This is a genomic window from Deinococcus metalli (genome assembly GCF_014201805.1).
GTDB classification, from domain to species: domain Bacteria; phylum Deinococcota; class Deinococci; order Deinococcales; family Deinococcaceae; genus Deinococcus; species Deinococcus metalli.
This window is the reverse complement of sequence record NZ_JACHFK010000001.1, coordinates 307,645-320,138: the sequence shown is the minus strand read 5'-3', so window position 1 is coordinate 320,138 and position 12,494 is coordinate 307,645. Positions and strand designations below refer to the sequence as shown.

Genomic DNA, 12,494 nt, shown 5'->3' with positions numbered 1-12,494 from the left:
CTGACCCAGAGGCAGCGCTCAGCCGTGCAGGGACCGCCGGGCTTCCTCGCGCTGCCGACGTTCCTGCTCGGCGTGGTTGTGCTCGCCGCGCGCCTCGTGCCAGCGGATCAGGTCGTCGCGCGCCTCAAGGTCCAGCGGATCGGCGGTGATCAACGCGCGCAGGGCGTCGCGGCGGCGCAGGTCGCCGGCGGGCTGCGCCTCGGCGTGCAGGCGCAGGGCGTCGTGCAGCAGCCGCTCGGCCTGCTGGCGTTCCTCACCCAGTTCGGCGGGCAGGTCCGGCAGGACGCTCAGGGGCGCGGTCACCGGGCGCAGCAGGGCGCTCAGGCTGTCCAGGTCGCGTTCTCCCAGGGCGCGGCGCAGCGCCGAGACGTCGCTGTGGACGGGGAACTGCAGGCTCAGCAGGCCGCGTTCGCTGGCGACCAGGGACACGCCGAACACGCCACGCAGGTGGTACACGGCCGTCTGGAGGCTCGCCAGCGGGTTCTTCGCGCCGGGCCAGAAGCGCTCGGCGAGGACCTCGCGCGACTGCGGGTGCTCGGCCAGCGCCAGGGCCACCAGCAGCGCGGCGCTCTTGCGGGTCGGGAAGTCCGCGAGCTGCACGGTGCGGCCCGCGTGCGTGAAGCGCAGCGGCCCCAGCGTCTGCACCCGCAGCGGGAACAGCGCGCGGCTCTCGGCATCCTGCGCGAGCCCAGCCAGCGGGGACGCCGCGCGGGTGTCGAGCAGCGCGAGGTAGCCGTGCGCGCGGATCACGTCGAAGGCCTCGCCCAGGTCGTCCGGCCGCCCGCGGCCCAGCAGGCCGGTCACGAGTTCCAGCCGGGCCTCCTCAGCGCGCGCCTCCTCGATCACGGGGTCCAGCGGAGAATCGCCCAGCAGGGCCGCTTCCAGGTCGGCGCGCAGACCCAGCGAGGCGGCGCCCGCCAGCGCGGCGCGGGCCGCGTCCGGCTGACCGAGTTCGCGCCACGCCCGCGCCGTGAGCAGCGCCGTCTCGGCCCGCAGGCTGCGGTCACCCGTGTCCACTTGACCGAGTTCGGTCAGCGCCTGAGCGGGGTCGGCGGCGTGCAGCGCCAGGGACGCGCGGGCGCGGCGCCACCACCCGGCGGTACGCGGATCGTCCAGGGTGCCGGGCAGCGCGGCGGCCTCCTGGAGGTGCGCGTGCGCCTGCGCGAGTTCACCCAGCGGCGCCAGGCTCTCGGCGAGGTTCAGGTGCACCAGCGCCGCCTGCGACGCCTGGTCCGGCAGGAAGAGGTCGAGCGCCTTGCGGTACGCGGGCAGCGCCTCGTGCAGCAGGCCGCGCCCGAAGTGCAGGGTGCCCAGCGTTTCCAGGCTGTGCGCCTCGCGGTGACGGTCGCCGGCGCTGCGAAACGCGCTGACCGCCGCGTTCAGGCTGCTCTGCGCCTCGGCGTGCCGGCCGAGCTGGATCAGCAGGGTCGCGCGGTTCTGGCTGGCCTCGCCGGCCGCGAGGCCCCTGGCGGCGCCGGCCGCCTCGAAGTCGGTCAGCGCGCCGTCCACGTCGCCGCGCATGGCGCGGACCACGCCGCGGGCGTTGCTCGCCTGGGCGTGCACCGGACCGCTCAGTTCCGGCAGGGCCAGCGAGTACAGCCGGTCGGCTTCCCGCAGGTCGCCCGCCGCCCGCGCAAGCAGACCGGCCAGGTACCGGGCGGCCGGCTCGTCGCGCCAGCGCGCCGGCAGCGGCTCCCAGCGGGCCCGCAGCGCTGCCTCGCCGTGGCCGGCGCGCGCGCTTCGGGCAAGCAGGTCCACGTAGGTGTCCCATACCTCCGCGCCGGCGAGCGTGTCCAGCGCGGCGTCGTCGTGCGCGGCCCCGTGCAGGGCGTGGGCGGCGCGGCGCGCGGCGGCCGGCTCCGGCAGGGGACACAGCACGGCGCGCAGCAGGGCCGGATACGCCCAGCCGGAGGGCGCCGGCCACAGCCACCCGCCGTCGCTCAGGGCGTCCAGCGACTCTGGGGGCACGTCCAGCGCGTCGGCTACGGCGGGCGTGATCAGGGTGGACACCGCCAGCCGCGTGGCGGCCGAGCGCAGCGGCGCGGGGGGCAGCAGATCGCCCAGCAGCACGGCCGTCACCGGGTGGCGCGCGGCGTCCGGGCCGGCGCGGCCCAGGGCCCGCGCGACCGGCAGCGCGCCGGGCCACCCGCCGGCCGCGCGGTGGGTGGTCCGCTGCTGGTCGGGGCTCAGGGCCGGCAGCGCCGCCGCCCAGTCCTCGGGGCCGAGCAGGGTGTCAGCGCCGTCGAGGATCAGCACGTCCGGGCCGGCGGCGCACAGCTGTTCCAGGGCGCGGCGGGACGTGGGCAGCCACAGCCACCGGTGCGAACCGGGCTCCGGGAGCTCCGTCGTCACGGTCCAGCCCTGCGCGTGCGCCCACGCGGTGAGTTCGGTGTGCAGGGCGCCGCGCTCCACCGGCGCGACCACCGCCCGGCTGATGAGCAGACGCTCAAGCAGCGCGCGCGGAACTGGAAGCATGGCGGCAGTATAGACCCGGTTCAAAACGGCGTTTTGTGGCCGTCACCCGCTGTCCCGTCGCCCTCGGGGTGCCAGCGTCCGTTCCTGTGGGCACCGTGAAGGGCGTTTGTGTTTTTTTTGAGGGCCGTTTGCTGGAATGGCTCCACGCACCCCCACCCCACAAGGAGCCTCACATGAAGAACGCGTCCACACTGCCAACCGTGATCGGCCTGGGTCTCACCGTCCTCCTCGCTGCCTGTGGTCAGACGGCCACCGACGTTCAGCACACCACCCTGGGCGCGCAGGCCACCACCCAGACCGCGTGCCAGGCGCTCTACGCCGGCGGCAGTGCGGGCGTGCAGGTGGACAGCAGCCTGCGCTACGGCCAGGTGGGCACGCTGATCCTGTCCTTCGCAGACGATGTCAGCAAGGGCCGCGCGATCACGTGGATGGACGCCACCCTGCCGGTCGATCCCGGCCGGGGCCTGGGCGTCTTCAGCAGCCTGCCGATGATCGCCGTGAAGACGGTGGTCACGCCCGACCTGATCGAATCGCTGAAGGCGAACCTGCCGGGCCTGCAGTCCATCTACCAGGACGCGCCGCTGCAGTACAAGCTGGCCGAGAGCGTGAAGTTCATCGGCGCCGACACCGCCCGCGACACCTACAACGTCAGCGGCAAGGGCATCGGCGTGGGCATCATCGACTCGGGGGTGGACGGCACCCACCCGGACTTCTCGACCGCCCTGAAGAAGAACGTCAAGATCGTCGGGCCGCTGACCGACACGCCGGCCGGCGGCTACCTGTACGTGGACCTGCCGAACACCGACACCAGCAGCGGACACGGCACCCACGTCGCCAGCACCATCGGCGGGTCAGGCGCCGCCTCGGCCGGCAGCGCCCGCATGCGCCGGGGCGTGGCGCCCGGCGCGTCGATCGTCGGGGTGGGCAGCGGCGAGGGGCTGAGCATCCTGTACGCGCTGCAGGGCTTCGATTACCTAATGAAACCCGAGGTGCGCGAGACCTACAACGTCCGCGTGATCAGCAACTCGTGGGGCACCACCGGCGAGTTCGCGCCGTACAACCCGATCAGTCTGGCGGCCAAACGCGCCTACGACGCGGGCATGGTCGTGGTGTTCGCCGCCGGCAACGAGGGCCCGGACGCCAACACCCTGAACCCGTACTCGGCCAGCCCGTGCGTGATCTCGGTCGCGGCCGGCGACAAGACCGGGTACCTCGCGGACTTCTCCAGCCGGGGCCGCCCCGGCGACGCGCTGGTGCACCCAGACGTGACCGCGCCGGGCGTGGACATCAGCGCTGCCCGCTCCCTGACCGGCGTGGCCGCCACCACCGTGCCCGACACCGACAACCCGCGCTACGCGACCATCAGCGGGACCAGCATGGCCACCCCGCACATCAGCGGCGTCGTCGCCCTGATGCTGGAGGCCAACCCGCGCCTGACGCTGGACGGCGTCCTGAGCATCTTCAAGAAGACCAGCCGCGCGATGTACTACGCCGCGAGCGCCACCAACGGCTTCGATCCCGCCCAGGTGGTCGTGAAGAAGCGCGAGGAGTGGGAGGTCGGCTTCGGCTACGTGAACGCCGACGCGGCGGTGCGCGAGGCGGCCCGCCTGAACCCCAGCCGCACCACCGTGACCACGTCGCCCCTCGCGTCGTGGAGCGGTAACGTCAGCACCTCCGCGTGCGCCCCGGTGGCGGACTGCGTGGCCACCGCCAGGGACGAGCACGTCCTGAGCGTGCCGGCCGGCGCGAGCGCCCTGCGCGTGCTGACCGACTGGGGCAACCCCGCGTACGACCTCGACCTGTACGTGTACAACCCGGCCGGGCAGCTGGTGGGCTCCAGCGCCCAGGGCACCAGCGCCAGCGAGGCCGTGAGCATTCCCAACCCGGTGGCCGGGCAGTGGAAGGTCGTGCTCCAGGGCTTCCTGAACGCCCCCACCGCGTATACCGGCACCGCCCAGACCGACAAAGTGACGACCGTCAAGTAAGCGTCCATACCACGACCGGGCCGGCCCGCCACGCCGGCCCGGTTGTGGCATGTAGTGCCGTCCACCGCCGAACCTGCCCTCCCCTGTCCGGGCCGACCAGCCCATCAGGACACTCGCACTTGCCGGGCTCTGCGCCGCGCACGATCCTGGCAGCGTCCAGAACGTCCCACTCGCACCGCCTCACGGTGTGACCCCGGTGGGGGGTTCAGAATGGGGAGCGACATGCAAAGAGACCTCACGACAACGCTGCTGGGCGCGGCCACGCTGCTCACGCTGCTGATCGCGGCCGGGCTGGGCCTGAGCGCGCCGCTCGACATCAACCAGGGCTCGCTGGTGCGCCTGATGTTCGTGCACGTGCCCAGCGCGTGGCTGAGTTACCTCGCGTACGGCGGCACCGGCCTGTTCGGACTGCTGTACCTGATCCGCCGTGACCGCCGCTGGGACCGCCTGGCGATGAGCAGCGCCGAGATCGGGGTGCTGTTCACGGTGGTGACCATCGTCGGCGGCATGCTGTGGGCCAAGCCCACGTGGGGCACGTACTGGGTGTGGGACGCCAGACTGACGACCACGGCGCTGAGCCTGGTGGTGTACGGCGCGTACCTGCTGATCCGCACCATGATCGACGACCCGGAGCGCCGCGCGCGCGTGTCGGCGGTGGTGGGGCTGGTGGGCACGTTGTACGTGCCGATCAACTACATGGCAGTCGAGTGGTGGCGCGGCGTGCACCAGACCCAGACCCTCAAGCTGCTGGGCAAGGTGCGCTTCGACGCCGCCCCGGTGTACGGCTGGGTGCTGCTGATGGCGACCGTGGCGTTCACGCTGCTGTACGTGTACCTGCTGCGCGTGCGGGCCATCCTGGCCGCGCGCGAGGACGCCCGCGAGGACCTGGAGATGCAGGCCGAGACGCCGCTGGGGGTGGCCCGTGGATAAGTACGCGTGGTACGTGATCGTGGTGTATGTGGTGACCTTCGGCCTGCTGCTGGCGTACCTGGCATGGATGTGGCTCCGGCTGCGCGCCGCGCGCCAGGATGACCGGGGCCGGGCGTGACCACGACCCCCCCGCCCACCCTGACCCCGCTGCCGCAGGCGAGGAGGCGCCGGCGCTCGCCGCTGCCAGTGGTGCTGGGCGTGGTGGCGTTGATCGGGGTCGTGGCCTTCATCGCCTTCGGAAACCTGGGCAAGAGCCTGGAGTACTTCGTGACGCCCACCGAGTACGTGCAGCAGCGCGCCGAACTCCAGGGCCGCCCGCTGCGCATCGGGGGGCTGGTGCGCGGCGTGAAGTACGACCCGCAGACGCTGCAACTGGCCTTCACGGTCACGGACGGCGGGGCGAGCTTCCCCGTGCAGTACCGCGGCGCCGTGAGCGACCTGTTCAAGGAAAACCAGGGGGTGGTGGTGCGCGGCACGTTCCAGGGCAGCACCTTCCACGCCACGGAGCTCATCGTGAAGCACTCCGAGGAATACAACGTGCCGAAGACGCAGGCGGACATGGACCAGCTGCTGCGGCAAAGCCAGTGAGCGCGCGGGCATGCTGAACCTGATCTCGTTCACGGCCAGCCCGCTGGGGGCGCTGGGGCAGCTCGCGCTGCTGGCAGCGCTGGCCTTCACGCTGGCGGGCCTGGGGCTGGCGGTGGTGGGCGGCGTGCGCCCGGACGCGCGCGTGACCGAGGCCGCCCGGCGCTCCACGTGGGCGGTCTTCGCACTGGTCACGCTGGCATGCGTGATCCTGATGGCCGCGCTGCTGAAAGACGACTTCAGCGTGCGCTACGTGGCCGAGCACTCCATGCGCGCCTCGCCCTTGTGGGTGAAGATCACCAGTCTGTGGGGCGCGCTGGCAGGCAGCATCCTGCTATGGGCGTGGCTGCTGGCCGGGTACGCGTTCATCATGAGCCTGACGCTGCGGCGCGACGCGCTGCGGCCGTGGGCGCTGGGCGCGATGTTCGTGAGCCTGCTGTTCTTCGTGGGCGTGTGCGCCAGCGTGGCGTCGCCGTTCACGCCGCTGGCCACCGTACCGGCCGACGGCCTGGGGCCGAACCCGGCCCTCCAGAACCACTGGATGATGGCCGTGCACCCGGTGCTGCTGTACCTGGGCTTCGTGGGCCTGAGCGTGCCCTTCGCCTACGCGGTGGCCGCGCTGGTCACCGGCCGGCTCAGCGACCACTGGGTCACGGTCACCCGCCGCTGGACGCTGGTCGCGTGGACCTTCCTGACCGCCGCCATTGTGGCCGGCGGATGGTGGAGCTACGAGACGCTCGGCTGGGGCGGTTACTGGGCCTGGGACCCGGTCGAGAACGCCAGTTTCATTCCGTGGCTGCTGACCACCGCCTTCCTGCATTCCGTGCAGATCCAGGAACGCCGCGGCCTGATGCGCTCGTGGAACGTGTGGCTGATCGTGCTGGCGTACTCCAGCACCGTGCTGGGCACCTTCCTGAACCGCAGCGGCATCGTGCAGAGCGTGCACGCCTTCGCGGGCGGGCCGGTCGGGCCAGTGTTCCTGGGCTTCCTGGCGCTGCTGCTGGTCTCCGGGATCGCGCTCGCCGCGTGGCGCGCCCCGAAACTGCGCGACGACGCGGAGCTGCCGGAACCCGTCAGCCGTGAGGGCGCGTTCCTGGCCGGCAACTGGATCTTTCTGGTGTTCGCGTTCATGGTGCTGCTCGGCACGCTGTTCCCCACCTTCGTGGAGGCGTGGCAGGGCCGGCGCGACGCGTCGGTCGGCCCGGCGTTCTACAACGCCTTCGCCATTCCGCTGGGCCTGGGCCTGCTGCTGCTGATGGGCGTGGGACCCCTGCTGCCGTGGCGCCGCGCCGACGGCCAGACGCTGTGGCGGGCGCTGCGGCCCCTGCTGATCGCCGGGCTGGGCGCGGCGCTGCTCGCCTTGGTGTTCGGCGTCCGCAGCCCGGCGGTGCTCGCCACGGTGGGGCTGGCCGCGTACAACCTGCTGGGCCTGGGCCTGCTGACCGCCCGCGCCGCGCGGCAGAGCAGCCTGGGCCAGACCGTGCGGCTCAACCCGCGCCGCTACGGCGCGTACCTCGCGCACGTGGGGCTGGTCGTGGTGGCGCTGGGGCTGGCGTTCAGCGGCACGTACCGCGCCGAGGCGCAGGCGACCCTGAACGTGAACGCCGCGCCCACGGCGCTGCTGCACGAACGCGTGCAGGTGCAGGACGTCCGGCGCGAGGCGCTGCCGTTCGGTACCAGCACGGTCGCCAGCGTGCTGATCGACGGCCGTCCCTTCCGCGCCCGCCTGAACACCTACACGCAGGCCGGAAACACCGCCTTCCCCGCCCCGGCCGTGCGTTACTCGGCACTGGGCGACACCTACCTGGTCCTGACCGCGCTGGACCAGAGCGCCACTCCGAAGTGGGTCAGCGTGCACCTGATCGAGAGTCCGTTGGTGTCGTGGATCTGGTGGGGCACCGTGATCATCTGCGTGGGCGCCGGCCTGACGCTGGTGCCGCCGGGCCGCGTGGCCCCGCGCGCCGTGCCCGCGGGCCTCGCCCCCGCCACCGACTGACCCCACCCGCCTTCCTGCCGCTGGAGACCGAGAGTTCCGATGACCACACCTGCCCCACAGTCCACCGCGTCCCGCCCGCCGGCTCCCGCGTGGCGGCGCGTCCTGCCGCCCCTGATCGCCGCCGCGCTGGTTGCCGTGCTGGGCTACACGCTGCTGCGGCCCGCGCACAACGCCACGACCGGCGGTCCCCTGATCGGCAAGCCCGCGCCGGCCTTCACCCTGACGAGTCTGGACGGCGTGCCGGTCAGCCTGGAGGCCCTGCGCGGGCGCCCGGTGGTGGTGAACTTCTGGGCGTCGTGGTGCGGGCCGTGCCGCGAGGAGGCGCCGATGTTCCGCGAACTCGCGGACAAGCAGGGCGGCGCGTCCGGCGTGGCGATCCTGGGCATCCTGTTCCAGGAGACCAGCGAGAAGAGCGCGCGGGACTTCATCCGCGAGTACGGCCTGGCGTACCCGAATCTGAGGGACCCTGGGATCGACACCGGCGTGAACTACGGCGTATCGGGCATCCCGGAGACGGTGTTCATCGACAAGACTGGCGTGGTGCGCTACATGGACCGCGGCGGCCTGACGCGCGAGCGCCTGAACGCCGGGCTCGTGACCATCGGCGTCCCCGGCATCTGATGCGGCGCGTCCTGACGGCCGTCGTCCTGACCGCGGCGCTCCTGGGCCCCGCGCTGGCGGCCGCCCCCACCCTGACCCCGGCGCAGGAAGCGCGGGCGGTCACCATCCAGAAGAACCTGCGCTGCCCGCTGTGCGACACCGGCGAGTCCATCGAGCAGTCGCGCAGCGACATCAGCGTGAAGATGCGCTCGAGTGTGCGTGAACAGGTCGCCGCCGGCAGAGCGGACGCGGACATCTACGCGTACTTCGCGCAGCGCTACGGCAACTTCGTGCTGCTGGACCCGCCCAAGAGCGGACGCAACCTGCTGCTGTGGGGCGCGCCGCTGCTGGCGCTGGCCGCGGGCGGCGGCGTGTGGTGGACCTTCCTGCGCCGGCGCCCGGCGGCCACGACCCCGGCGCCGGTCATGGAGCCCGAGCCCTTCGACTCGTACCTGGAGCAGGTGCGGCGCGAGACGCGGCCGGGTGCCGGACGGGGAGAGGGCTGATGGCCAGCGTGATCCTGCTGGGCGTGATCGTGCTGGTGGCGCTGTGGCTGGTGCTGGAGCCGCTGCGGCGCGGTCAGGCCGCCGACCCGGACGCCGCCCAGCGCACAGAACTGCTGGAGCAGCGCGACGTGCTGTACGGCGAACTGGCCGCGTCTGGCGACGACACCCGGCGACCGGATCTGGAACGCCGCGCGGCGCGCACCCTGCGGGCGCTGGACGCCCTGCCGCCCGCACCCGGTCCCGGCGGAGCGCGGCGGCTCGCGCTGGGCGGCGCCGTGCTCGCCCTGGTGATCACGGTGATCGCGGCCTTCACGGTGGTGCCGCGCTGGCAGCTCGCGTCGCTGGACGCCACCGAGGCCGCGAACGTGCAGAACGTGTTGAACCTGCCGCAGCTCCGGGCCACGGCCGAGCGCACGGGCGCAAACGCGGACTACCTGGCGTGGGGGAAGGCCGCCTTCGACTCCGGCACCTACGACCAGGCGCTCACCGCGTACGGCAACGCGCTCAAGCTCGATCCACGGCAGCCGGTGGCGCTTCGGCGCCTGGGCATCCTGCTGCTCACGCGCGGCGAGCGCACGGGCCAGACGCTGGGCGAGAAGGACGCCACACAGGCCGCGCTGCTGGTCCGCACCGCCGCGCAGCTCGCTCCGAACGACGCGGAGTCGCAGCTCCTGCTGGGCTTCACGCTGGCGCGCTTCGGGCAGAGCCAGGATGCCCTGAGCGCCCTGGAACGCTACCGCACCCTCAATCCCTCGGGCCGCGACGCGGACGAGCTGATCACCGCCCTGCGCACACGGCTCCAGCAGGATGATCCCGCCCTGAGCGTGTACGCCGCGAACTGCGCGAGCTGCCACGGCCCGGCCGGTGCGGGCGGCATCGGCCCGAACCTGCGCGAGTCCACCCTGACGCGGGAGGCGATGGCGACCATCATCCGGCAGGGCAAGGGGGCCATGCCCGCCTTCCCGACCCTGAAAGACTCCGACGTGACGCTGCTCCTGACCCTGCTGGAGGGCTGGCAGAAGGCCGGCAAGTGAGCGGGATGCCGTCCGGAGCACGGCTCCTCTCCCCCTCCTTCCTTCCCCCGGAGGCCGGATGAAGCTCACGCGCCGGGACGTGCTGGAGCGCTGGTGGCTGCTGCCGGTGGCGGGCACGCTGGGCACCTTCGGGTACCTGGGCTGGTACGCGGCGCGCGTGACCTTCCGCAAGGAGGGCGCGGGGCCGCCAGCGTTCCAGGGGGCGGCGCCCCTGGCCATCGCTCCGCTGACCGACGTGGCGGGCGAGTGGACCGAGCGCACGTTCACCTACGCGGGCCGGCCGTGTACGCTGCTGCGCGTGCCGCAGGCGGTGCCGGGCGGCCTGGACGATCCGTCCGGCGTCCACCTGATCGCGTACTCGCGGGTATGCACGCACCTGGGCTGCGCCGTGAACCTCGTGCGCGACCCGGAGGTGCTGGCCTTCGCCTTCAACTACCGCCCGCCGCAGGGCGAGGGGTACCCGCGTCTGGGCTGCCGCTGCCACTTCAGCGTGTTCGATCCGCTGCGCGCCGGCGTGGCCGAGTTCGGCAAGGCCCGCGCGCCGCTGCCCCGCGTGCGCCTGGAACGCCGGGGAGCCGAGGTCTGGGCCACCGGCATCGAGCCCGCCCCGGCCCCGGAGAGCTGATGCCCGACCTGACCCTGACCACCGGCGATGTGGACGCCGCCTCGGCCGTGCTGATCGCTGCGGCTACCGCGCTGGAAGCGCGCAGTGAACCGCTGTGGCCGCCCGCGACCCTCACGCCCGAGCGGCTGCTGAAGCACTATCCGGCCGCGTCGTGGCGGGTGGCGTGGCAGGGCGGCCGGGCCGCCGCGTGCATGTCGCTCCAGGACCGCGACCTCCTGTTCTGGCCCGAGGATGCGCCGGGAACGGCCCTGTACCTGCACAAACTGGCCGTGCATCCGGACGCGCAGGGCCGTGGTCTGTCGGGCTGGATGCTGGACCGCGCCGTGCAGGAAGGCCGCGAGCATGGGCTGGCGGCGCTGAAACTCGACACCGCGACCGCGCGCCCGAAACTGTGCGCACTGTACGAGTCCTACGGCTTTCAACGCGTGGCCGAGCGCCGGGTGCTGGGCTTCGACGTGACGCTGTACACGCTCGATCTGCGCTGAGCGGCACTCCACGGACACGGAACCTGCACCGTCACAACATCCCCAGGTGATGACGTCATGGCCCTGCCGTCCCCGACCACCTGGCAGACTTCGCGCACCCTCGGGCTGCCTCCGCGCGTCCAGCGAGACGCAGGAGCGCGCGCCGCCGGCTCCGACGCGGCCCAGGTCCACCGGACCGACTCCGTGCGTGGCGGGCGCGTTCCGGCGCGTGTCTCCCCCCGGAAATGAAGCCGGAACGCCGCCCGCGACCATCGTCCCGCGCGGGCCATGATCAGACCATGATCGGCAGGCATCTGGACGCGCGGTACGATCAGGAGGTATGCCTGACGCGACTGATCCGGCCGCCCCTGCCGCCACCTCCCTGCCGCTGATCGTGAGCGCGGGCGAGGCGCTGATCGACCTCGTGACCGGCGGCGGGAACGCGTGGCACGCCCATCCGGGCGGCGCGCCGTGGAACGTGGCGCGGGCGTGCGCGGCGCTGGGCGTGCCGAGCGCCTTCGCGGGCGCGGTCGGACAGGACAACTTCGGCGACGACCTGAAGGCGGCCAGCGACGCGGCAGGCCTTGACCCGCGGTTCCTGCAGCAGCTTCCGGCCCCCACGCTGATCGCGGTCGTGTACTCGGCCAATCCGCCGGCGTACCGCTTCCTCGGCGAGAACAGCGCGGACCTGCTGTTCGAGCCGGCGAACCTGCCGGGCGGCTGGATGAAGGCGGCGCGCTGGCTGCACGTGGGCGGCATCAGCCTCAGCCGCTGGCCGCTGGCCGACACGCTGCTGGACATGATCGGCGCGGCGAAGGCCGCGGGCGTGAAGATCAGCTTCGACCCGAACGCCCGCATTACTCACCGGCACCCGGACTATCCGGCGGTGTTCGAGCGCGTCCTGAAGGCCGCAGACCTGATCAAGTTCAGCGACGAGGACCTGGATTTCTTCTACCCCAAGACCACCGAGGAGGAGGCGCTGCGGCTGCTGCGCGGCCTGAACCACGACGCGCCCATCGTGATCACGCGCGGCGCCAAGGGCGCGACCCTGTACCACTCGGCGGGCAGCGTGGACCTGCCGACCTTCCCGGTGCAGGTCGCGGACACCGTGGGGGCCGGCGACGCCCTGTGCGCCGGGCTGCTCTTCAGCGCCACGCGCCGTCCGGAGGCGCTGTGGACCGAGCACCTGCGCATGGGCCTGAAGGCCGCGGCCGTCGCGTGCGCGCACGCGGGCGCATACGCCCCGACGCAGGCCGACCTGGACGCCATGAACTGATCCGCAGACGGACGGCGC

General features: G+C 72.7%; 12 protein-coding genes. 11 read left to right on the top strand and 1 reads right to left on the bottom strand.

The genetic code is table 11. The features are described from left to right. Positions 1–18 precede the first annotated feature (18 nt). Complete coding sequence (locus HNQ07_RS01605) at positions 19–2,475, bottom strand: tetratricopeptide repeat protein (protein WP_184109144.1); 2,457 nt, start codon at positions 2,473–2,475, stop codon at positions 19–21. Positions 2,476–2,648: 173 nt separating this feature from the next. Between HNQ07_RS01605 and HNQ07_RS01600 the strand changes: the two genes are divergently transcribed. The 11 genes from HNQ07_RS01600 (at position 2,649) to HNQ07_RS01555 (ending at position 12,476) form a co-directional block, all read left to right on the top strand. Beyond that, complete coding sequence (locus tag HNQ07_RS01600; RefSeq protein WP_184109143.1) at positions 2,649–4,460, top strand: S8 family serine peptidase; 1,812 nt, start codon at positions 2,649–2,651, stop codon at positions 4,458–4,460. 222 nt (positions 4,461–4,682) lie between these two features. Continuing rightward, positions 4,683–5,390, top strand: a complete 708-nt coding sequence (gene ccsA, locus HNQ07_RS01595; protein ID WP_184109142.1) for a cytochrome c biogenesis protein CcsA — start codon at positions 4,683–4,685, stop codon at positions 5,388–5,390. After that, entirely contained in the window at positions 5,383–5,508 is a 126-nt protein-coding gene (locus HNQ07_RS23915) for a hypothetical protein (protein ID WP_260322697.1), read from the top strand. Before ccsA ends, HNQ07_RS23915 begins: the two co-directional genes overlap by 8 nt. Further along, positions 5,505–5,978, top strand: coding sequence for a cytochrome c maturation protein CcmE (gene ccmE / locus HNQ07_RS01590; RefSeq protein WP_184109141.1), 474 nt, complete (start codon positions 5,505–5,507; stop codon positions 5,976–5,978). Before HNQ07_RS23915 ends, ccmE begins: the two co-directional genes overlap by 4 nt. Positions 5,979–5,988: 10 nt before the next feature. Next, on the top strand, positions 5,989–7,971 hold the full coding sequence (locus HNQ07_RS01585; RefSeq protein WP_184109140.1) for a heme lyase CcmF/NrfE family subunit: 1,983 nt from the start codon (positions 5,989–5,991) through the stop codon (positions 7,969–7,971). A gap of 39 nt (positions 7,972–8,010) precedes the next feature. Beyond that, entirely contained in the window at positions 8,011–8,592 is a 582-nt protein-coding gene (locus HNQ07_RS01580; protein WP_184109139.1) for a TlpA family protein disulfide reductase, read from the top strand. Then, positions 8,592–9,077 (top strand): cytochrome c-type biogenesis protein, encoded by a 486-nt coding sequence (locus tag HNQ07_RS01575; RefSeq protein ID WP_184109138.1) that lies wholly within the window; start codon positions 8,592–8,594, stop codon positions 9,075–9,077. Before HNQ07_RS01580 ends, HNQ07_RS01575 begins: the two co-directional genes overlap by 1 nt. Beyond that, positions 9,077–10,111 (top strand): c-type cytochrome, encoded by a 1,035-nt coding sequence (locus tag HNQ07_RS01570; protein WP_229831791.1) that lies wholly within the window; start codon positions 9,077–9,079, stop codon positions 10,109–10,111. The genes HNQ07_RS01575 and HNQ07_RS01570 overlap by 1 nt, the downstream gene beginning before the upstream one ends. Positions 10,112–10,169: 58 nt before the next feature. After that, positions 10,170–10,736, top strand: a complete 567-nt coding sequence (locus HNQ07_RS01565; RefSeq protein ID WP_184109137.1) for a QcrA and Rieske domain-containing protein — start codon at positions 10,170–10,172, stop codon at positions 10,734–10,736. Next, the gene (locus HNQ07_RS01560) at positions 10,736–11,221 is read left to right on the top strand and encodes a GNAT family N-acetyltransferase (RefSeq protein ID WP_184109136.1); all 486 of its coding nucleotides are present in this window, start codon (positions 10,736–10,738) and stop codon (positions 11,219–11,221) included. Before HNQ07_RS01565 ends, HNQ07_RS01560 begins: the two co-directional genes overlap by 1 nt. A gap of 319 nt (positions 11,222–11,540) precedes the next feature. After that, complete coding sequence (locus tag HNQ07_RS01555; protein WP_184109135.1) at positions 11,541–12,476, top strand: carbohydrate kinase family protein; 936 nt, start codon at positions 11,541–11,543, stop codon at positions 12,474–12,476. Positions 12,477–12,494: the final 18 nt, after the last annotated feature.